The sequence below is a fragment of the Paenibacillus sp. FSL E2-0178 genome, from assembly GCF_038593005.1.
GTDB classification, from domain to species: Bacteria; Bacillota; Bacilli; order Paenibacillales; family Paenibacillaceae; genus Paenibacillus_AQ; species Paenibacillus_AQ phytohabitans.
Genome location: NZ_CP151953.1, coordinates 5269995 through 5292846 on the forward strand (window position 1 = coordinate 5269995; position 22852 = coordinate 5292846).

16 protein-coding genes are annotated in these 22852 nt (G+C 48.2%); all 16 read left to right on the forward strand.

Annotated features, from left to right (window positions below):
* Positions 1-3 precede the first annotated feature (3 nt).
* The 16 genes from MHI42_RS22940 (at position 4) to flgK (ending at position 22838) form a co-directional block, all read left to right on the forward strand.
* A complete protein-coding gene (locus MHI42_RS22940) occupies positions 4-345 on the forward strand; it encodes a hypothetical protein (RefSeq protein WP_171717168.1) in 342 nt (113 codons plus the stop codon).
* 515 nt (positions 346-860) lie between these two features.
* Complete coding sequence (locus MHI42_RS22945) at positions 861-3623, forward strand: hypothetical protein (protein ID WP_342420753.1); 2763 nt, start codon at positions 861-863, stop codon at positions 3621-3623.
* 84 nt (positions 3624-3707) lie between these two features.
* Positions 3708-4277 carry a hypothetical protein gene (locus MHI42_RS22950; protein ID WP_342420754.1) on the forward strand — a complete coding sequence of 190 codons (570 nt, stop codon included), beginning with the start codon at positions 3708-3710 and terminating at the stop codon, positions 4275-4277.
* A 191-nt stretch (positions 4278-4468) separates the two neighbouring features.
* Positions 4469-4741: an alpha/beta-type small acid-soluble spore protein gene (locus tag MHI42_RS22955; RefSeq protein WP_042240253.1), complete on the forward strand. Its 273-nt coding sequence runs from the start codon at positions 4469-4471 to the stop codon at positions 4739-4741.
* Positions 4742-4944: 203 nt separating this feature from the next.
* Positions 4945-6147: a methionine adenosyltransferase gene (gene metK, locus MHI42_RS22960; RefSeq protein WP_171717164.1), complete on the forward strand. Its 1203-nt coding sequence runs from the start codon at positions 4945-4947 to the stop codon at positions 6145-6147.
* A gap of 216 nt (positions 6148-6363) precedes the next feature.
* Positions 6364-10413, forward strand: a complete 4050-nt coding sequence (locus MHI42_RS22965) for an Ig-like domain-containing protein (RefSeq protein WP_342420755.1) — start codon at positions 6364-6366, stop codon at positions 10411-10413.
* 246 nt (positions 10414-10659) lie between these two features.
* Positions 10660-13377: a stalk domain-containing protein gene (locus MHI42_RS22970; RefSeq protein WP_342420756.1), complete on the forward strand. Its 2718-nt coding sequence runs from the start codon at positions 10660-10662 to the stop codon at positions 13375-13377.
* 57 nt (positions 13378-13434) lie between these two features.
* Positions 13435-14592, forward strand: a complete 1158-nt coding sequence (locus MHI42_RS22975; protein ID WP_042141753.1) for a sensor histidine kinase — start codon at positions 13435-13437, stop codon at positions 14590-14592.
* A gap of 4 nt (positions 14593-14596) precedes the next feature.
* A complete protein-coding gene (locus MHI42_RS22980) occupies positions 14597-15319 on the forward strand; it encodes a response regulator transcription factor (protein WP_039303779.1) in 723 nt (240 codons plus the stop codon).
* A 320-nt stretch (positions 15320-15639) separates the two neighbouring features.
* Complete coding sequence (locus MHI42_RS22985) at positions 15640-16083, forward strand: hypothetical protein (protein ID WP_052770132.1); 444 nt, start codon at positions 15640-15642, stop codon at positions 16081-16083.
* Positions 16084-16583: 500 nt separating this feature from the next.
* Positions 16584-18779: a helicase-related protein gene (locus tag MHI42_RS22990; RefSeq protein WP_342424789.1), complete on the forward strand. Its 2196-nt coding sequence runs from the start codon at positions 16584-16586 to the stop codon at positions 18777-18779.
* Positions 18780-19089: 310 nt separating this feature from the next.
* The gene (locus MHI42_RS22995) at positions 19090-19728 is read left to right on the forward strand and encodes a ComF family protein (RefSeq protein ID WP_342420757.1); all 639 of its coding nucleotides are present in this window, start codon (positions 19090-19092) and stop codon (positions 19726-19728) included.
* Between the two features lie 142 nt (positions 19729-19870).
* On the forward strand, positions 19871-20278 hold the full coding sequence (locus MHI42_RS23000; protein ID WP_039302660.1) for a TIGR03826 family flagellar region protein: 408 nt from the start codon (positions 19871-19873) through the stop codon (positions 20276-20278).
* Positions 20279-20384: 106 nt separating this feature from the next.
* Entirely contained in the window at positions 20385-20672 is a 288-nt protein-coding gene (flgM, locus tag MHI42_RS23005; RefSeq protein ID WP_039302663.1) for a flagellar biosynthesis anti-sigma factor FlgM, read from the forward strand.
* Between the two features lie 12 nt (positions 20673-20684).
* On the forward strand, positions 20685-21185 hold the full coding sequence (locus tag MHI42_RS23010) for a flagellar protein FlgN (protein ID WP_042240241.1): 501 nt from the start codon (positions 20685-20687) through the stop codon (positions 21183-21185).
* A 57-nt stretch (positions 21186-21242) separates the two neighbouring features.
* Positions 21243-22838 carry a flagellar hook-associated protein FlgK gene (gene flgK, locus MHI42_RS23015; RefSeq protein WP_342420758.1) on the forward strand — a complete coding sequence of 532 codons (1596 nt, stop codon included), beginning with the start codon at positions 21243-21245 and terminating at the stop codon, positions 22836-22838.
* The last annotated feature ends 14 nt before the right edge of the window (positions 22839-22852 follow it).

The window sequence follows — 22852 nt, forward strand, 5'->3', positions numbered from 1 at the left end:
TCGATGAAACCGATTTTATCAAAAGCACAGCTGGATTACACGAAAGCAAAGAATATGTTTGAGAATAGAGCCAAAATCCTGGAGAAGGAAATTGCCGCCAAACGTGCACTACAGGAGATTACACAGGAACTGATGGAAGAGCTTGTACAGTCTACTGGGTTCCATGATGCATATAATGACCTCGTTATTGCCGAGAATGCTTTGATTGATTGGTCGCACACTACGATCAAACATGAGAAGAGCTACCGCGAGAACCGTGGGGCGATCGATGCAATGTATGAGAATGTAAATGCCAGCCCTGAGAAGCGTCAGGAATTGATTCAACTATCAATGAAGATCCGCTAGTTCATATGCCATAAAAAAGAGCGCCGGAAACGGCGCTTTTTATTATGCCAGAGTAAAGATGTTTTAGAGTTTGAAAAAGGCAGATTATGTTTATTAACTTAACAAATATTGCTTAATGACGTTTGGAAAGCGTCTATGCTATACTGATTCCCGTAGCCACCCAACATTAACAATAGTTAGTAGAACATACATATGGTTCTTCTATTGGAACGGGGCCGGGGATACAAAAAGAAAAAAGTTTTTTTGAACAAAGCGCAACTTTCTCGAAACTATTGCGTTTAAGGTGTAGAGTCACTTACACAAGGCAATTACCTAATGGCCACCAAGGAATGAAGGTACACGGCTGGATGGAAAAATTAGCTTTACGTGACTAGAGGCACATTGTATAATACTTAGGTAGAATTAGGAATCTAGTATTAGTCTGCCTTGAACCTGTTTACAAGTTTCTGTGATACCCGTCACAGACATTATTTATACTTAATATGCTCAACTCGGGAAAGGGGGTGCATCGGCTAATGAGTGACATGAGCTACCCAACTAAAGAAAAATCTCAGTTCATGAACGTCCAAGGAGGAGAAAAAAAGGTTATGAAGAAAATTTTATCCGTAGCATTATCTACAGCAATGGCATTCTCGATGTTTGCCTCTGTAGCATTTGGTGAAACAGCACAAGCAACTCCACAACAGGCATTCGACGCTCTGGCAGCTAAAGGTATTCTCAATGGGTACCCAGATGGTCAGGCTCACCTTGAAAAAGATCTGACTCGTGCAGAATTCGCTAAGATCGTTACTAAATTGTTCGGTCTTACTGAAGTATCTGGCAAGTTGTCTTACAAAGACAAAGGCTACACAGCTACTAACTGGGCTGTTCCTTACATCGAAGCTGTTACTGCAGCTAACTTGATGCAAGGTAAAGATACTGTTAAAGGTCTTTTCGACTACAACGGTAAAGTAACAGTTGAAGAAGTAGCGGCTGTATTGTTCCGCGCTTTGAAACTGGAACAACCTACAACAACTGATAACTCCGCTTCTGTATGGGCTAAGGGCTATGCTCAAGCAGTTATCAACGCTGGTCTGGTTGCTCAAACAACTAACTTCAAAGCTAACGCTACCCGCTCTTTGGTAGTAGAAACAGCTTATGCAGTTGATCAATTGTCCGTGAAACCTACATTGACTGTAGCTTCTGCTGAAGCAACAAGCCCAACAAGTGTTGTAGTAACATTCTCTGACAAAACAACTCAGACTGTTGAATTGACAACTGCTCTTGTAGAAGGCGTTGAAACAACAATCAACTTCAAGCACCTTGAAAAAGACTACACTGCAAAAGTAACTTTGGCTGCTCCTAAGGTTGTATCCGTAGAAGCTCCAAATGCTAAGCAACTGGTTGTTAAATTCAACCGTACTATTGATGCAGAATCTTTGATTTCTGAAGATGCTGTTATTGCAGACGTGCTTAAAGTAGTAACTGTAACTGGTACCAATAACGTAACCGTTAATGGCGCTCACGTTACTTTGAATGCTGGAAGTACTGAAGCGACAATCACATTCCCAGGTACAGAGTTCTTGAAAGGTCAGTACTCGATTGTAGTGACTGATGCTATTAAGACTTCTGCTGGAACTAAATTCCCTACTTTCACTAACTTGATTACTGTTGCTGATGTTGTTGCTCCTACAGTTGTAAGTGCAACTGCAGTTGCTAAGACTACAACTAATACAGTTACAGTAAAAGTAAGTGAGCCTGTGAAAAAGTCCGGTATCATTGCTTATGTGAATGGCGCTGCAGCTACTGCAACTGTATCTAACGATACTTACGACACTATCACATTGACTACTGGAACATTGAACAGTGGCTCGTCTTATGATGTTTCCCTGTTGAATGTTACTGACTATGCAGGAAACGTAGCAAACCCTAACCCAATTAAAACAACTGTAGCAGTAACTTCTGATACTGCTGCTCCAACTATTGCTAGCGTAACACCAGTTAGCGACAAATATATTGATATCAAGTTCAACAAGAAAGTGAACTATCAATCCTTTGTTGCAAATGTTCGTTTGTTGAACGTATATGGTGAAAGCCAAGGTACACTATCTGTAGTTACATCTAAAGATAGTGATACAATCAGATTGCAGGTTCCTGCTGGATTTAAAGTTCCTGACTCTGGTACATTCACTGGATCACTAGTATTTGGCGCATCAGTTAAGGATACTCTGGGTAACACCTTGGGTACTGCATTGACTCAGCCAATTACAATCACTAAGGATACTGTTGCTCCTACAGTGGTCAGCGCTGTTTACACTAGTGGTAAAGGTCTGGTTGTAACCTTCTCTGAAAATGTTAAGGAATTGACAGGTGCTCCTACTCTAATCAATGAGTCAACTGGTCAACTGGCTACTGCTGACTTCACTACTGGTGCAAAAATTGATGGTGCGAAAGTGATCTATCCTGCAGTTGCTGGATTGAGTGGTAATTATACACTTCGTCTGCCTGCTACTTTGGTTAAAGATGATTCCCTTTCCAGCAATAAATTTGTAGCGGCTAGTATTACTGTTACTGTAGAAACTGCAACTTCTACAGATGCTGACAGACCTAGCGTTACTGGTGTTACTTACACTGAAGCTGCTGCTACTGAAGTAGTGATCACTGTAAGTGTTAAAGATGATAAAGGTCTGAACGTTGCAAGTCTTCGTGACCTTAACAGCTACACTTATGGCGACAAAGCACTGCCAAGCACTGCTTACATCGTACTCACTAATACTACAGGTACTAACTCTTCAGCACCACTTACTGCAGATGTAAATATCCACATTCCAAAGACATCTATCAGCGAAAGCAAAGTATTCACATTTGTAGCTGCTGGTATCACAGATGCTGCTGGTAATGGAGCGTTGGCATTCAGTAGAGACTTCGCCTTGACAGATGGTGTAGCACCTAAGCTGACTGCAGCAACTGTATCGACCGGTGATACTTCTGTACTCGTACTCAGCTTCTCTGAGGACGTGAAGAGCGGTACTGTTGATACAGCAGACTTCGTATTTACTATTAATGGCGTAGCTACCACTGCTTCTGATTCCCTGTACACTGCAAATGCTGTAACTGCTGGTGCAGGTAACGATGCTGGTAAGTACTATGTAACATTTACAGTGAAATCTACTTTGAAAAACTTGGATCTTAACGCTAATAACATCAATACTGTTAAGGTTACAGTAGATAAAGCTGCAAATATTGAAGATACTTCTGGTAACAAAATCACTACTGAAACAGAAGTAGACGCTAAGTAATCTCCGATTACCGAAGCAAAGAATAGCCTCTTCGGAGGCTATTCTTTTTTTATAGCCATTATCCCGAGTGGAGGAGGAATTTAGTTGAAAACGGTTTGGAAAGTCTCGATGTCTGCGGTACTGTTAGCTGGTGGCCTATGGGCAGGTTCGATGCTTAATATTACAGCTGAAGGTGCCGGTGTAGGTTCACAGCCAGGCACAGCAGATGATCCTGTTGTCACCAAGAGTTATGTAGATCAACAGATTCAAAAAGTCTTGCAAGGTGGGACCATTACTACACCAACGCAAGCTCCAAGTGCAACTGCAACGAATGCGCCTGCCGCAACTGCAGCTCCGACACCTGCGCCAACTCAAGGTACCGGAAATACCGGAACTGCTGGGAATGCCAGCGAAATCGTTGATGTAAAACCCGGACAGACTCTAATTGCTGGTGCAGGTGCAGAATTTATTGTCCGCGCAGGTAAGGCGATTATTTATTCCCAGGATGCTAACGGTGTTGCTGATCTGACAGATGGTGTAGATCTGGCAAACGGCGCGGCTGCTCCAACGAATCACCTGTTATCTTTCCCAAGGGATGGACGTGGAATCACGGTGCAGAACGGTCAGACATTAGGTCTTGTTGTTATGGTCCGCGGTTCATACACATTGAAATAAGCATTTGCACATCGCATTGGTAAGCACTAAATGAATGTTTTCCTTCTTATATTAAGAATGCCCTGTAATATGCTTGAACATACACCCGGAACTCATTCCCACAGCTGACAAACATTGAGCGGACTGAGGCCTCTGGAATTCGCACACAATACTACCTGTAATCTTAAAAAATTCACAGGAGGTGCTGTAACATGGCACGCACTAATCGTACAGTTGTACCAGAGAGCCGGGCAATGCTGAAACAAATGCAATATGAGATCGCTTCTGAATTTGGATTATATGGAGCATCATATGGCGGTGGCATGGATACGGAATTTGCTTCTGAGCTGGGAATGACGGGCGGGGCCGGTGCAACCGGTGGTACTCCGTATCTGGGACACCTTACTTCCAGAGATAATGGATCTGTAGGCGGGGAAATTACAAAGAGGTTGATCAAACAGGCGGAGCAGTCTCTTTTCACATAAGCTGCCTTCAATTGACAGCAACCGGTAAATAAGATAATATGACTTTTGAGGAAAGCCTTAGACCTTTTCCATGCGGAAAAGGTTCATTTTTTGAATAAACCGGCTTATCAGTCTTTATTATTCTACTTAATATTTTTGGCCTGTTAATTACTAAGGTGCCCCCTTATACAGTGTCAGACTAACAATATGGGAGGTAGTTGTACATGTCTATTAAAGGTCGTCATTTGTTTACTTCTGAGTCTGTAACAGAGGGACATCCGGATAAAATCTGTGACCAGATATCCGATGCGGTACTCGATGCATTTCTTGCTAACGATCCAAATGCCCGGGTAGCCTGCGAGGTAGCCGTAGCAACAGGCCTCGTGCTTGTTATCGGGGAGATCAGCACCAAATCAGAATATGTGGATATCCCGGCAATTGTACGTAATACGATTAAGGAAATCGGCTATACCCGTGCAAAATATGGTTTTGATTTTAACACTTGTGCAGTGCTTAGTTCATTAAATGAGCAGTCTGCTGACATCGCCCAAGGGGTAAATGCAGCTCTGGAGAATCGGGATCCTGCCCTTGTAGCTGAAGAAACGGCTAACATTGGTGCGGGTGACCAAGGTTTGATGTTTGGTTTTGCTACTAATGAAACACCAGAACTTATGCCGCTTCCGATTGCTTTGTCGCACCGGATTGCCCGTCGCTTGGCGGAGGTTCGTAAGAATGGAACTCTTGAGTATCTGCGCCCGGATGGCAAAACTCAGGTAACAATTGAATATCAGGATGAGAAACCGGTTCGTGTAGATACGATCGTTGTTTCCACGCAGCATGCGGAAGAAATTTCTCTTGAACAAATTCAGGCAGACATTAAAGAGCATGTTATTCTGCCTGTTGTCCCGGCTGAGCTACTGGATGAAGCCACTAAGTATTTCATTAATCCGACAGGCCGCTTTGTGATTGGTGGTCCTCAGGGTGACGCCGGTCTGACCGGGCGCAAAATCATCGTTGATACATATGGCGGGTATGCGCGTCATGGCGGCGGTGCATTCTCCGGTAAGGATCCAACCAAAGTAGACCGCTCTGCTGCTTATGCTGCACGTTATGTAGCGAAGAATCTGGTTGCTGCGGGCCTTGCTGACAAATGTGAAATTCAACTGGCTTATGCGATTGGTGTAGCTAATCCTGTCTCGATCAATGTAGATACATACGGAACAGGCAAGATCAGTGAAGAGAAGCTGGCGAATCTTATCAGCAGCAACTTCGATCTTCGTCCGGCAGGCATCATCTCCATGCTGGATTTGCGTAAGCCTATTTATAGACAGACCGCAGCGTATGGACATTTTGGCCGTACAGATATTGACCTTCCTTGGGAACGTGTGGACAAAGCAGATATGTTGAAAGCCCAGGCAGGGATTTAATATAGAGTCATAATTTCAGACGAATAAATGTTTATTAGAAACCCGCAAGGCGAATCTCCGGCCAATGGAGCAGCCTTTGCGGGTTATTTTTGTTCATGGACATGTTGAGCATTCACAGATTCGGACAAGCACTTTTCTAAACTTTGGAAGCCCTTTAACCGAATATAAGAATATACGAAAAGACGAAAGTATGGCTTGAGAGGAGTCTATCACGGCATGAAAAGGAAAATTTCAATCTGGACAGCAATTATTCTATCAGGCAGCATGATGATGGGAACATGGCAGCCCCTGAGCGGATTCACAAACCAGGCAGTGTATGCAGCCGCTGAATTCGGCATTACGGTATCACCTTCGGCAGGAGCCACTTATGTGAACACGGCTGCGAATCTCAGACTGAGCTTCGATCGACAGGTAAGTCCGCAAATTGGAGAAATCTCAATTATAACTAGCGATACAAAGGCTGAATTTGTGAAGATTCCTGTTGGCAGTTATGGACTGGTGGGCCCCTCCAATGCTTATGATATTAAGTGGGGTGGAGACAAGAAGCTTGCTCCCAATACGAAATACACGGCATCGATCCCTCAAGGATTGTTCAAAGACAATGAAGGTAACGGGTCTGCAGCCACCAGCTGGTCGTTTGTCACAGCGCCTGAGAATGATACCTCAATAGCAGCAAGTGAGCTTACACCAGCGAATAACAGCAGAGTAGATGCTGCCGGGTTAACCCAATTAAGCTTCAAATTGAATAAAAAGCTGTTGAAGGGCGGAGGAACTGTCCGGTTAATGTCTTCTTTCAACAATGACATCGTTCAGGAATTTAAAATATGGGATGATGTTCCTGGTGTAGATGTGCAAAGTGATGCTTCCTCGACAACAGTGAAGCTGACAATAGCCGCGAATAAAATAGCAGCGGGTAGCAATTATTATATACTTATCGATTCATATGCATTCAAAGCAGACGATAATCGAACCTTTGCCGGGATCTCCAGCGGAAATGTCTGGAGTTTCTCTACAATAGGCGGAGAGGCGAAGAATATAACTACAGTTCCGGATAAGGGTGCAGTGAATGTACCTACAACTGAAGTGTTCAGGCTGAACTTTGACCGTCCTATGATGCCGGGATCCGGATACATTACAGTCTCGCCCGGTACAGCCGATGATTCCAGAACCAGATGGATTAATGTGAACTCAACCTCTGTAGTTGGTGGCGGGGAGAAGTCTATTGCGTTCACACCAGCGACGAATGATTCACCTTTGTTAAGCGGAACGACTTACACGGTAACGATCCCTCAAGGGGCTTTTTATGACCGGGACGGAAATGTGTTTCCGGCCTCGGGTCCTTATACTTGGACTTTTACGACCACCCCGCTCTCAGGTCTTGCTGCTGCCGCCTTGTCGCCTTCTGACAGGAGTGAATCTGTAGGGGTAAGTAAAGCGATGACAATCACTTTTAACCGAGATGCACTCTACAACAGCACTATTATAGACGGTGTGACGCTTTATAAGAGCAATGGTACCAAAGTTCCCGTTAACGTGAGCAATGGGGCTTCAGCCAAAGAATTTATTATCAACCCCGTAGCTGCTCTAGATCCAGCAACAACGTATTATGTGGATATCGCCAAAGGCGTATTTACAGACGCAAATACTGCAGGTCTGGTATATGACGGAATAAGCGGCAAGACGTCATGGAGCTTTCAGACGGAGGTAATGGATACCACTGCTCCTGCACTCGTGTCGGCACAACTGGATAACAACCGTACGATCCGTCTGAAATATAACGAAACGCTTAATTCGGGGGTAGCTCTCCTCTATTCAAGCTTCACAGCGACGGTAAATGAGGAGAAGCGCACAATAGAAAGTCTGTATGTTCAAGGAGACAGTGTATACATTACCCTTTCTACAGGAATAGCTGTTGGACAAGTCGTGAAGATAAGCTATTCAGGCGGCTTGCGTACGATTCAGGATAGCCACGGCAACTCAGCCGGCACATTTACATCACAACAGGTTACGAATTCAATTCAATCTGCCTTGCCTACACCAAGGGATGGAGTTTTATCCGGCAAAACAGTGACACTGAATTTCAATGATAGCCTAAAGCCGGTCTCTGCCAATGCCTATAGCCAATTCTATGTCTATGCGGATGGTGGTTCCCTTGGAGTGAGCAGCATCAGCTCTAGCGGCAGCTCCGTTGTCCTTGGCCTAAGTAATGCTGCATCCAACGGACAGACTATACGAGTCTCATACTACGCCGGCTCCTATCCGCTTCAGGATCAGTACGGCCAGAGCATTGCTAATTTTAACGATTTCTATATCCGGAATACCAGTGATACCACTGCACCGGTCTTCCAGAATGCTGTTGGAACAGGGAATAAAATAGTACTGACTTATAATGAAGGAATATCCTCATCTGCGTTGCCGCTAAACAGTCAGTTCTCTGTTCTTGTGGGCAGTACCAGCACTCCCAATTATGTAACCGGCATTTCGGTGAGCGGAACTCAGGTCACACTTACGCTCCAGAGTACGCTTGCACTTAATCAATATACTACCCTTTCGTATGTACCGGGTAGTGCCGGTCTCAGCGACCTGAACGGTAACCGTGCAGCCTATCTTAATTTGCAGGCAGTATCGGTATCCGGAAGTACGGGAACCTCTGTACCCGACATTAGTTCGGCTACTATCTCAGGGGATGAGATTACGGTAACCTTTAGTAAGAATATGCAAGCATCTTCTGCCTCACTCTATACGAATCAGTTTGGAGTCCGGGTTGATGGCAGTAGTGTTGGTGTTCAGTCCTATTATGTCTCCGGAAATGTCCTGAAGCTGACGTTGTCCACCATAGTTAAAATAGGGCAAGTTGTGGATCTGTCGTATATGGCCGGATCCGGTGCGATAACGGATGCCAGCGGAATTCCGCTGCCTTCATTCACTGCGCTCTCAGTCTACAACGGGACAGGAACCTCTTCGGGTAGTTCCAGCCGCCCTTCATATCTGGGGACACTTGCTGCCAGCGAATTCGGCCAGGAATATCCGCTGCTCAAAAGTGATTCGGCAACGGTTGCAGATGACCGTTCTGTATATAGCCAGTCCGTCAAAAGATATACATTAACTGCGGACCGTTTGACAGCAAGCTATGATTACCTGTACAAGCTGGGAGCTTCCGTGCTTGCCTTTGAAGTGCCTTCTACAGAAATGGCAGCTTACGTAACCTTGCCGCTGAAGCCGCTTCTAAATGCAGTGAACCGGGATAAGAAAGCTGCAATGGTTATACGATTTGGAGATAATCTCTATACCTTGCCTTTGAATAACGTCGATATGAATAGCCTTGCGGCAAACCTGGTGGCAGACAGCAGCAATATTTCACTTATATTAAGGATAGAAAAAGTACCGACAGGCACATTTACGCCATTTGAGCAAAAGCTGCAATCGCAAGGATTGCAGGCTATTACGGGCTTAACAGATATCCGACTGACCGCTTCTGTCAGCAGCAACTATGCCAATGCCAGCGCACTCAGCGTAGCGGCTGAGTATGCTGCACGTACAACTGCTACACTAAACAGTAATCAGGTTTCAGCAGCCAGGCTGGATCTTGCTTATTATGATGCTACCTATCTGCCTACCAAAATCAGTACGGCTGGAAGCAGTACTGTGATTCGGGCGAATACAGTCGGCAATCAGGTGGTTGGAACATTTCTCTCCACCCGGACGTTCAGTGACATGAGCAAACATTGGAGTAATTCGATAGTCTCACTGCTGGCTGCTAAAAATATTATCGACAGCAGTTATGGCAGCAGCTTTAAGCCGGAGCAAAAAATTACACGGGCCGAATTTGCTGTCATGCTCAGCCGGGGGCTGGGACTGCTGGGTGACCGTGAGACGGCGCAGCGGTTCAGAGATGTGCAGCCTTCCACACAAACCGGTGATTATATCGGGGCTGCGGCTAAAGCCGGAATTATCACCGGCAATACGGATGCTACCTTCCGTCCGAATGATAATATTACCCGCGAACAGCTGGCAATCATGATTATTCGGGCTATGGAGTATTCCGGAAAGCCGATTACGTTGAATGGAACCTCTTCCGCAGCATTATCTGTTTTTAAGGATAAGGCTAAGATTCAGAATCAAAGCGCTGAATTTGTAGCCAAAGCGGTCCAGCAGGGAATTATTCTCGGTATGACACCCACCGAATTTCAGCCGCAGGGCAATGCTACCCGCGCCCAAGCTGCAGTGATGCTGCAGCGCATGCTTTCGATGGCAGGGTTTTTGTAAACCGAATAAAGTAGTCATATTTGTTCTGTGAGCGTCCGGCCTTGGCCGGATGCTTTTTTTATGGATAGAAATGTGGTGCTTCCCCGGTTCAAATAGAGTTGGAATCTGCCAATTTCCGCAACTTTTTAGCCTAAAACCAGTCTATTAAAGATGTAATGGAATAGCAGGAACTATTGATAGAGATATTTTTTTATACATTAAGAGTAAATAAGATGGGAGAGTTATACTGAAATGAATGAAGTTTTCATGGGGAAAAAGAATAGCGAGTTGGTACGGGGAAACAAAAGTCTAACTTCTAAAAAGTGGGTTGCTGCCTCGTTAGCAGGCGTATTGTGGATCATGCCGGTTATTGGAAGCACTGGGCCTTCCTTATTCAGTTTAGGCTCCGTTTCAGTAGCGCAAGCTGCTACAGCCTCCTTCTCAGTGACAAAGCTGAGCGAAGAAGTCATTACTTCAGGTGCGATGATGATGAAATATAAATTTACGACCGTGCGGTCCGGCAAAAGTGTAACAGGTCTGGCTGACGTGGTTCGGGTCGATCTGAATAACCCTTATGTGTCTGTAGATGTAATGACGGGCAAAGGCGGTAATCTGACTACGCGGCAAAGTACCGGAGGAATGGCGGCAGAAACCGGAGCAGTGGCCGCAGTTAACGGGGATTACTTCAATACCGGCGGGGAAGGTGCACCGATCGGTGGTCAAGTATCAGGCGGGGTTGTAGTATCTACACCTTCACAGCTTGATGGAATGTATGCTTTTGCTGTGACCAAAGACCGTAAGCCGGTTATTGATGAATATACATTCGAAGGCATGCTGACTGCTGAGGATGGTTCACAGTTTCCGTTATCCGGCATCAATAAAGGGGCCTATAACCCTGAGGGCGGCAGTTCTACCTACAGTCATGCCAATGCCGCCTATATCTACACAGATGCCTGGATAGCGCTGGAGCGGCCTAAGAACAGCTCTACGACGCCTACAGAGGTACTGGTGGAGAATGATATCGTTACCCAGATTTCCCCTGATGCTGCCTTGCCGATAACCGTGCCTAAAGGGGCGTACATTCTGCGGACTCACGGGCTTGCAGCCCAATTTGTAAAAGCTCATCTGGTTGTAGGCCAGAAGCTAAGCAGTGTCTACACGCTTCGTTCCAAAACTACTCAGCAGGAGCTTGATCCATCCACACTGCAGATGATGATAGGGGGGCATACCATTCTCGTTAATAACGGGAAAGCGGCGACCTTCTCCCGCTCCACCAGCAGCATCGGCGGGTATCGTGCCCGCACAGCTCTGGGTTATTCAGAGGATGGACGGTATGTGTATGTCATTGCAGCCGAGAAAAATAACAATAGTGCAGGACTGTCTCTGACGGAGCTGCAATCGTTCATGACCAATATCGGTGTCTGGAAAGGGATTAACCTGGACGGAGGGGGCTCTACGACGATGGTAGACCGTCCGCTTGCAGAAACCTCCACTACCCTTACCTTTAATACAGAATACGGCACAGAGCAGCGCAGCATCGTTAACGGCCTTGGTGTATATACTTCTGCTCCACAAGGTGAAGTGAAAGGAATTAAGATCAGCGGCAGTTCTGTATTGTTAATCGGACAAAAGGCTACGTATTCTCTAAAAGGCTATGATACTTACTACAATCCAATTGATGTAGCTGCAGCTAATCCTGCCTGGAGCTCCAGCGGTGGCAGTGTTACGGTGAATGCAGGGGAAGCAACCGCAGTCAAAGCGGGAACTGTTAACCTGAAAGCAACCAGCGGTTCGGCCAGTGCAGAGATCAAGGTAACCGTTCTGGGCGGAGATGACCTGACAAGTCTGACTTCAAGCACAACTACTGCGCCGCTTATAGCGGGGGCCTCCGTATCTGTTCCAGTTAATGCGGTGTCGAAGAGCGGGGCAACGATTGCCGTTCCGGCTGCATCGCTGAAATGGGAGTTTATCGGCTTTAAAGGGAATGTAGGTGACGGTAAGCTTACTGTCGAATCCGTGGATCCGGGAGTAACAACCGGTTATGCCATTGCCCGTTATGACGGCTTCAGCACAGCTGTTGTGTTCTCTGCAGCGGCGTCAACGGCTTGGGAGAATTTCGAAAATGCCACGTATCCAGTTGCCTTCACAACCAACGCGGCAGGGGTAACGGGAACTGCAGCAGTTGTCCCGGGCAGTGCGGAACGGGCTGGCTCGAAGGTATTGTCGCTTAGCTATGACATGACGGCTGGCACCGGTAAAATGTATGCTTATGCCCAATTCAACGGGACAACAGGCAAGAGTATTCCGGCAACGGCAACGTCTATGTCCGTAGACGTGATGGGGGATATGAGTCTTAACTGGCTGCGTGCAGAGGTAACGGATGCCAGCGGGGCAACAGCGTATATTGATCTGGCCAAAGTGATCGACTGGAATGGCTGGAAGAACCTCAATATTGATCTTTCCGGTTCAGGGATTAAATTCCCAGCTTCCCTAAAGAGACTTTACGTGGTAAATGTAGAGGAAGGCCAGGACGAGCGGGCTAAAACAGGTACGGTAGCCTTTGATAATATTTCCTTCGTTATGCCTTCGCTGTCCAGTGAAGCCGGATTGCCTAAGGGAACGGCGTCCATGAGTATCGGAGCCAAGTCGATGCTTGTAAACGGCACAAAGCAGGCGATCGATGTTGCGCCGATTGTAAAGGATGGCAGCACGTATGTGCCGATTAAATATGTGCTTGATGCCTTTGGCGGGAATGCCATATGGGATCAGAATACCAAGAAGATCATGGTGCTTCGCGGAGCGAAAGCACTGGATCTGACGGTAAACAAGAAGGAATTCCTGCTTAACGGGAAACGCCAGAGTGCTGATGTAGCGCCTTTAATCCTGAATGGCAGGACTTTAGTACCGCTTAGACTCGTGACAGAACAGCTAGGACTCACTGTAAAATGGGAACAGATAACGAAGACCGTAACTATCGAATCGTGATATGTTAGTATAAAGGAAAGCCTTTAATACGATCCGATAGAAATGGGGCAAGCATCCGTGGAATTTCAAGCCGATGCGATTGATCGCGTCATTAAGAATACCATCGACGTGATGGAGAGCAGCAAGTATCAGATTTTTGAAATATTGCAGGTTGCACGTGATGAGCTTGCTGCACTCACCAAAGAACTGCAGCGGGTTATGGAAGAAACGGATGAAACATTGCAAAAGGTAGACAAGCTGGAGCTGCAGTACCACCGCTCCCGTATCCGGCTGACCGAGGTCAGCCGGGACTTTGTCCGCTACACGGAGAAGGATATCCGGGTTGCTTACGAGAAAGCGACGGAGCTTCAGTTAGAGCTGATGATGACGAGGGAGAGGGAAGCCTACCTGCGGAGTAGACGGGATGAGCTGCAAATGCGGGCTCGGAGTGTCGAAAATTCTGTGGAACGGGCCGAATCGATTGGTTCGCAAATGAGCGTTGTCCTGGAATATCTGTCTGGAGAACTAGGACAAGTGACGAGAATTGTCGAATCTGCGAAAAACACGCAAATGGTTGGACTCAAGATAATCCAGGCCCAGGAAGAAGAACGGAAGAGAATTGCCCGGGAAATTCACGATGGTCCTGCTCAAATGCTGGCAAATCTAGTCCTAAGGACGGAAATTGTAGAAAGAATGCTGGTAAAGCAGGAATTTGGGCTGGTACAAGCCGAAGTAATAGACTTAAAGGGACAGGTAAGGTACAGCCTGGAAGAAATGCGTAAAGTGATTTTTAATCTCCGTCCGATGGCCCTCGATGATTTAGGACTGATTCCGACACTCCGGAAATACGTGCATGATTATGAGGAGAAGACGAAGATCCGCACTTCTTTTGAAACAAGGGGGAAAGAGCACCGGCTGTCTTCAGCGATGGAGGCTGCAGTCTACCGTCTTGTTCAGGAAGCTTTGTCCAACGCGGCGAAGCATGCCTATCCAAGTTATGTTCTGGTGGAAATTACGTATCAGGCACAGTTAATTAAGATCGTAGTGAAAGACAATGGCTTAGGCTTCAATGTGAAAAAGATCAGTGAGCAAGCCAACCGTGAAAGCTTTGGGCTGGTGGGAATGCGTGAACGTGTGGAATTGCTGGAAGGTAGAGTGGAAATACAGTCAGCAGAGAACCAGGGCACAACAATCATAATTCACATTCCGACGAATGTGGACAAAGGGAAGGAGTAATGTGATGGAAAACCAGAATTCTGGAAAATCGCCCATAAAGGTTCTTTTGGCGGATGATCATCAGTTGTTTCGTGAAGGGCTTAAACGTATTTTGAATATGGAGGACGACATTGAAGTCATAGGTGAGTGCGGTGACGGCATCCAGGTGCTTGAATTCTGCAATATCAACAAGCCGGATATCGTGCTGATGGATATTAATATGCCTATTGAGAACGGTGTGGAGGCTACACAGAAGCTGCGGGAAATGTTCCCGGATGTTAAAGTGATTATCCTCTCGATCCATGATGACGAAAGTTACGTCTTCGAAACCCTGCGCAAGGGTGCTAATGGATATTTGCTGAAGGATATGGAGGCAGAGTCGCTTATTAATGCGATCCGCTCTGTATGTGAAGGCCATGCCTTCATTCATCCCAAGGTAACCGGCAAGCTGATCAATCAGCTGCGCCGCATGACGTATCTTAACGAGACAGGTGCCATGGCCGAGACTCCGGTTAAGGAAGCAGGCGTGAAATTTGTTGCAGGCGACAACAATCCGCTGACCCGCCGCGAAGCAGAAGTGCTGCGCCTTATGGCTGAAGGCAAGAGCAACAAGATGATTGGGGAATACCTTTTTATCAGCGAAAAAACCGTCAAAAACCATGTCAGCAGCATTCTGCAAAAGATGGAAGTCGACGACCGCACGCAGGCTGTTATCAATTCGATCAAATATGGCTGGGTAACATTATAATTCACACGTAAACTTTTAACTGAGCGTTTTGGAGAATCCTAATGATCCTTATAAAACGGTACATAACTTGATTGCAGCCGTCTAGCTGCAGTCAAAGTATTGTTTCAGTCCGCATGATATTCGAATTTTGCAAAATGCTGATTTAAATATGTACCCGAAACCGGAAGCTTTAATCTGTCTTCTTGCAGGAAGGCGGAAATTCTGTGCTTTGCGATATATATAGAGTCAAAATAACCGGGTCAGCTGTCCCGGCAGGCTGGGCTGTCACCGTCCCTTTATCACCGGCATATAGTGTCGGTATAAGAGGGAGGTGCATCTCCATGATCGCCCAGTTAATCTCGATTGTGTCTATCTATGCATCCGCAGCAGCCCTTGTTCATATTCTGCATCGCAGGGAAGAGAGCCGGGAGGCAATGCGGCCTGGAAAGCGGCTTCATTATATTCTGATCACCCGCAATCATGAAGCTGTTGTGGAATGGTATATCCGAATGCTCGCAGTTTATGCTTTTTGGATGGGCAGACCGCTGTATGTCACTTTGATGGATGATGGTTCCTTGGATGGAACGCTGGCGGTTGCCTCAAGGTTAGACTGCAGCGGCTCGTCTATCAGGTTCGCCCCGGTAATGCCGCACTACAACACTCTTGGCGAAGCGGAACACCGGAAGGAAAACGTACTGGATCTGCGGACACAGGAGCAGCCTTTTCCGCTGAAGATGATGCGGCTGCCGGGAAGCAGGGGATACGGATCGAAGCATGGCGAATGATAATTAAATATGTCGGCAACGGGTGAAGCACACTCTCCAGTGATGGGGGAGTGTGCTTTTTTGTGTTTGATGAGCAAACACGGATTGCTTAGTGGTTCAGCCGGACACCAAACTTAAGGTCAGCTGCTTTAGTTGTATTTCGTGCAGCTATTATTCAGATTTAGACAGGATATCTGGAGATAGCTGCACTTCGTACATTTATTATTGCGGACATGAGGCCAAACTGCGGTTTTCCCGGATTATAGTTGTACGAAATACACTTCAGTGGAGAGATAGGCTGTTACAGCAATAAATAGTTGCAGTAACTGCAGTTAGGCTGTCTGCTGTTCAAGTACAGCTAAATCCAAACCTGACAGTGGCCGGAGTTCAAACGTTTGCTGTAGTCATGGCTATCGCGGAATAGAAAAATAAAAAGTTCAATTAATTAAGTGTGGATTCGGGGGAATCGTAATCTATGGTCTCGGTGATGTGCCACTTTGAAGGAGAGAGGGAAGGATTTGATGAGAGTAGCAGTATATGCGGTAGAGCGCAATGCCGCTTGGGAGATCAGAATATCGCTAAACATGGCTGTGGACAGGTTATGGTGGAAGGGTGAGGGAATGGGAGGTGAAGGCTGGGGCGGCGGGCAAGCGGACAGTCTGGTGCTGCTGTCACCATCGCTCCCGTTAGGCTGGGGGGTGAAGCTGAGGAAGGGCTTCAGAGCTTCACCGGCCATGACGCTATGGAAGAAGGAGGACTGGAAAAGGTATGTCGCCAATTGCTTGAAGGCTGAGATCAGGCAAGAACAGGAGGAGGGAGGTCTGCGGGAAGAGGAGTGGCTGACAGAAAGGGGCATCGCTTCAGAATCCATACTGGGCTGGACGGAAGGAGGTCTGAAGGAGACTGCACGTGTCGGGAACTATGCTCAGCCTGTAATGCCTAAGGTTAGCTTGTACGGCTGGGATGACCTCGCTGCATTAGCGGCGGCGGCTAATCAGTTGGCAGGAGCGCTTGCCGGCCGTTCTCTGCTGCAGGGCGAAGCAGAAGCACTGGTGGCAGAGCGGCTGCCTGACCTGGCAGGAAATTGGTCTGCTGCAGTGCAGCTGGCGCATCTGCAGGGGCGGATAAGAATTGAGGCTGCAGTTGCTTATAATAACCGGGAGCAAGGCGGGGGAGTGCTGGGGTGGGTGAGTCAGGCGAAGCAGAGAGGGAAAGAGACGGAGCGAATAGGTAGCCGGGAGCAAGGTGGGGGAGTGCTGGGGTGGGGGAGGAAGATGAAGCAGAGCGTGCATGCGTTGGGACGGGTGAGCGAGGCAGTTGCCGGGCGCGGTGTCCGCCCGCGCCTGACTGTTGGCCGGTTCCCCGTGTTCACCGGCCGCCTCTTGTACGCTGCGGCGCTCCGCCTGCCGCAGCTGCACCTGCCCCGGCGCGGCGCTGCCACCCGCCGCGGGGCATCACGCTGCCTGCGCTGCGGCAGCGTACCCACGGGCCGCACGGCCTGCGCCGCGTGCGGCCTTGCCGGCTGCGCCTATTGCGAGGCCTGCCTCGCACTCGGGCGCAGCCGGGCTTGCGCGCTGCTGCTGCGCAGCGCGCCGCTGCCTGCCGTGCGCTGCACGGCAGGCGTCTCCCCCACCGTAGCGGCACGCCGGTGGGGGCTTAGCGCAGCGCAGGCGGCTGCGGCCGCCGCTGCGCTGGGGTTCCTGGCGGAGCCGCGGGAGCGCTCCGCCCTAAGAGGCCCAGAGCGGTTCCTGCTCTGGGCAGTGACGGGAGCGGGAAAGACGGAGATTACGTTCCCGCTCCTGGAGGCGGCGCTCGCAGCCGGAGGCCGGGCGCTGATCGCAACGCCGCGGCGCGACGTCGTGCTGGAGCTGGCGCCGCGCCTGGCCAAGGCCTTCCCGGCGGATACCCCCGCCGTGCTGTATGGAGGCAGCGAGGACCGCTGGAGCGCGAGCAACATAACGCTGGCAACAACCCATCAGCTGCTGCGGTTCAATCAAGCTTTTGACCTGGTCATCATCGATGAACTCGATGCTTTTCCCTATCATAATGATCCAATGCTGGCCTACGCTGCCGGGCAGGTTTGTAAGCCCTCCGGATCCTTCATTTTTCTCTCAGCCACACCACCGGCAGAATTACAGCGCCTCGCCCGTTCAGGAAAACTGCCGCATGCGAGGGTGCCCGTCCGCTTTCACGGCCATCCCTTGCCGGTCCCAGTGCATTTACATATGCCGCCGCTCCACCGTTGTCTGAAGCAGGGGAGACTCCCTAGAAGTCTGATCCGCGCCTTACAAAGATCTCTTGCCCGCAAAGCACAGATTTTTCTCTTTGTCTCAAGGATTGCCCATATCGCAGGACTGTTGAAGCTTCTCCGGCGGCTTTTCCCCGGACTAGCTATGGAAGGAACCTCGTCCAAAGATCCGGATAGAGCAGAGAAGGTGCTGGAATTCCGTAACTGTGCGATATCGCTTCTGGTAACGACGACAATTCTGGAGCGGGGAGTTACGGTTCCGCGCAGTGATGTGTTTATTCTGGATGCGGACAGCAGTCTGTTTGACGAGGCAGCTTTGGTGCAGATGGCAGGCCGGGCAGGACGCTCCAAAGATGATCCGGACGGCCACGTCGTATTCGCTTCCGCAGAGTGGAGCAAGTCACAGCGCAGAGCCATTTCACAGATTCGCAGCATGAACGCGATTGCCCATAGGCAGGGATACCTGTGAGATAAGACGCTACATACACTCTTTTATTCATAATTTCCTGCATTTAGCCTTAAGAAGGAGGTTATAGATGAATTCCATAATGTCTTGGATAAAAAAAGCCCGATTATTAATCGCTCCGTCCCTGCCTCAATGTCTGTTCTGTGGTAAAAGAGGCCGTCCTTCATCCGGGCTGCCCGGAATTTGCGTAAGCTGCCATACAGGGATCCCGTGGATCCGCTGTCCCCGGTGCCAGACCTGCGGTCGCCATGTCGGTTGTCCGGATTGCAGCCGCAGCCGCGAGCCTGTACCGATCCGCTGCAACCGCAGCGCGGTGGCCTATACAAGTGAGATGCGCGAGCTGCTGGGTCAGTATAAATACAGAGGGAATGAACGCTTGGCCTCTATACTGGGCCTAATGCTGGACAAGGCATATGCCATACTCCAACAAGAGCAGAGTGAACAACAACAAACCGCTACTCTACAAAGTAATTCTTCCCGCAGACCTTTTGCAGCAGCAAAGCCAAACTATCTTCTTATTCACCCGGCCCTATGGCAAGCCGATTTGCTGGTCCCTGTGCCTGTAAGCTCAGCCCGCCTGGCTGAAAGAGGGTTTAATCAGGCGGAGCAACTGGCAGATGTATTATCTCTACGGAGGGGAATTCCGCAGCTTCCGCTGCTGATTCGTACCCGGCATACCGGCAAACAGAGCTTCAAAAGCAGAAGTGAACGGCTGGCCGATATGAAGCAGGTTTTTACCGGGAATACAGAGCAGAAGCTTCTGCAAAGGCTGGGCGGACACTTGGAGTCAAGGGCAAGCCGGCTGCAGAATCGTCCTCTCCAGATTATAATTATCGATGATATTTACACCACAGGGAGCACGATGAGGGCCTGCGCTGAAGCACTTCACCGGCTCATTGGTGATTTGGGCTATGCGGCGGAGATATACAGTCTGACATGGGCACGTTCTTAGCGGTTTCGGCCGTTCGGAAATTAAATTAAACCTGCTCCATAACCGATACTAATCATAGACGGAACTTCAGCTATCATGTAATCTTATTAGCATAAGATATTTATAAGCTGTGCAGAATGTAAGGAAGGGAGCCGCGGTAGAAATGAATGTAGATAATTGTCCAAGATGCGGCCGGCTATATGTTAAGAATTTAATGAACCTGTGCCAGCCTTGTATCAAAGATTTAGAGCATGAATATGAAATCTGTGTAGACTACCTGCGCAAAAATAGAGGCACTAATATTCAGGAACTGTCCGATGCCACGGAGATCTCCATTAAGGAAATCACCCGTTTTATTCGTGAGGGCCGGATTTCCATAGCGAACGCACCTAACATGATGTACCCTTGCGAAGTCTGCGGGACCTTGATCCGGGACGGGCATATGTGCGATAGCTGCCGCAGCCGTTTGACCAAGGATCTGGCAAATGCTGCCAAGGAAACTGTAGACAAAAGCAGTACCAAAAAGGCTTCAGATGCCGCTTACCGCGCCGTGGACAAGTTCCGCAACTAATAAAATCTGCAAAAAAACGTTTGCAGCTATAAAGAATGTTTCAACAAAGGCCGATAAACTTAGTAAAGATTATCGGCTTTTTTATATCAGAAGGAAGGTGGAAGTTATGAAAATTAACGAGACCGGACGAATTAACGCGATGAACCCGTATCAACGGAGTGCGGAATCGCAAAGGCAGGAACAAATGAAGAAGAGCACACGCAAGGATGAGGTATCGATTTCGGATGAAGCCATTAAGCTGCTCCAGGCACAGAAAAGCGGCAAGATTGACGCTGAACGTGCGAACAAGATCGAAAGCCTGAAACAGCAAGTATCCGCAGGTACCTACCAGGTTGACGCAGCTAAGCTCGCAGAGACACTCGCCCCCTACTTTAAGCAATCCTCCGAGAATTAGGTGAACACACCCATGGCACTTACGACATTATTAGAATTGCTAGAGCGGCTGGACGAAGCGCATGTGCAAATGCTGGATTTGGCCGCTGTCAAGAAACAGACCATCATGGACAACAAGGTGGAGGGTCTCATCGACATCCTGAACCGTGAGTCCAAGCTTATGAAGGTAATCGGACAGCTGGAAGAGAAGCGTGCGGAAGCGGCATTTACTTTTCTGCAGGGGGTTGGAATCCGTTCCAATCTGAATCTGAATCTTACCGAGCTGTCCCGCCTTGTATTTGATCCTGAGGACAAATCGCGCCTGCTGCATATCCAGCAGAAGCTTTCCGGCACATTGCAGCAATTGAAACTAGCCAATGAGCTGAACCAGAAGCTGATTGAGCAGTCGCTTACCTTTATAGATTATTCCCTGGATTTGCTTGTCGGAAGACCAAATCAGGAAATGACATACCATCATCCGTCCGACAAGGGCAGCAGTGTGACTCGGCCGGGCCTTTTTGATGCCCGCGGATAACCCGTTTATCCTCATGGCCTCTTCCACCGCAGCAATCACAAGGGAGGAACAAGTAGCATGACATCCACATTTCACTCGATAGAAACAGCAAGACGAAGCCTGTTTACCCAGACTGCTGCGCTCAATACAACCGGCCACAACATTGCCAACGCCAATACGGAAGGTTATACCCGCCAGCGTGTGAACATGAAGGCGGCTATACCTATTGAGGCCTATGGTCTCAATAACTCAACACTGCCGGGACAAATGGGTACCGGTGTGGAATTCACTTCCATCGAGCGGATCCGTGAGATGTTTCTGGACGATCAGTACCGTGGAGAGAGTTCCGCCAGCGGCAACTGGAGCATCCAATCAGATACACTGGATAAGCTGGAAGCCATCGTTAATGAGCCTTCAGATACTGGTATCCGTACAGTGCTTGATAACTTCTGGAAATCCTGGTCGGATCTCAGCAAGAACCCGGAAGATCCAACAGCCCGCAAGATTGTAGTACAGACTGCACAGTCACTAACTGATGCCATGAACTATATGAGTACACAGTTAAGCAATCTGGATCGGGATCTCAGCACCAACGTTGATGTCAAAGGAAAAGAAATACAGAGCTACCTCAGCTCTATCGCTGACTTGAATCAATCTATCTCCAAAATAGAAGGTATGGGAGACCAGGCCAATGATCTGCGGGATCAGCGTGATTTAATGACGGACAAGCTGTCCAAGATAGCAAATATCACGGTTCTGGATACCGATGCCGGGTATAACATATCACTGGGCACACAGCAATTAGTTCAAGGAGCAACGGTTACTGCGGCTGTAGACAGCGCCTTTCTCAATACTGCCTATGCTTCTGGTGATCTGAAGGCTGGCGAAGCTTATGGAATGATCTTTTCCAGTAGAACCTATGTGGCTGATTACAGGAAACAACTGGATGCTATGGCCAACACAATCGCTAATGGAGAGGTGCAGGTTACCATTCCGTCAGGTTCTACTCTGCCCGCAGGAACTACGGTGCTCAAGGATTCTGAAATCATTAATGCCGACGGAACCAAAACCTCTCTTCCAGCAGGGAGCGCAGTGCCTATTCCATTGACAGGTGATTTGAAAACTACAGTCAAAGGCTTGAATGGACTGCATCAACTGGGGTATGCAATGAATGGAAGCTCAGGCCGGCCGTTCTTTACAGCTTCTGTGGCTGGTGAGGCGATCACAGCAGGCAATCTTAAACTTAATCCCGAAATCGCTGCTGATCCTACACTGTTTGCGACTTCTCTTCGCACCACTACAGACAGTGCCGGAAATGTGTCTGTCGTTAAAGGGAATAATACATTGGCTCTTTTGTTCAGCAATATGAAGGATAACAGCACATTCACTACAGCAGATGGCCTCAAATCAGGTACTGTAGGATCCTACCTTAGCTCAATGGTTGGGCAATTAGGAATTCAATCCCAAGAAGCCACGCGTCAAGCGAGCAACGCCGATTATCTGGTGGACCAAGTGAATTCCCGACGGCAGTCTGTAAGCGGAGTTTCTTTGGATGAGGAAATGTCCAACATGCTGGTATTCCAGCATGCCTATAGCGCTGCTGCACGTTTCATGACAACCTATGATGAGTTGCTGGACAAATTGATTAATTCTACCGGCACAGTCGGCAGATAAAGGAGGAACAAACA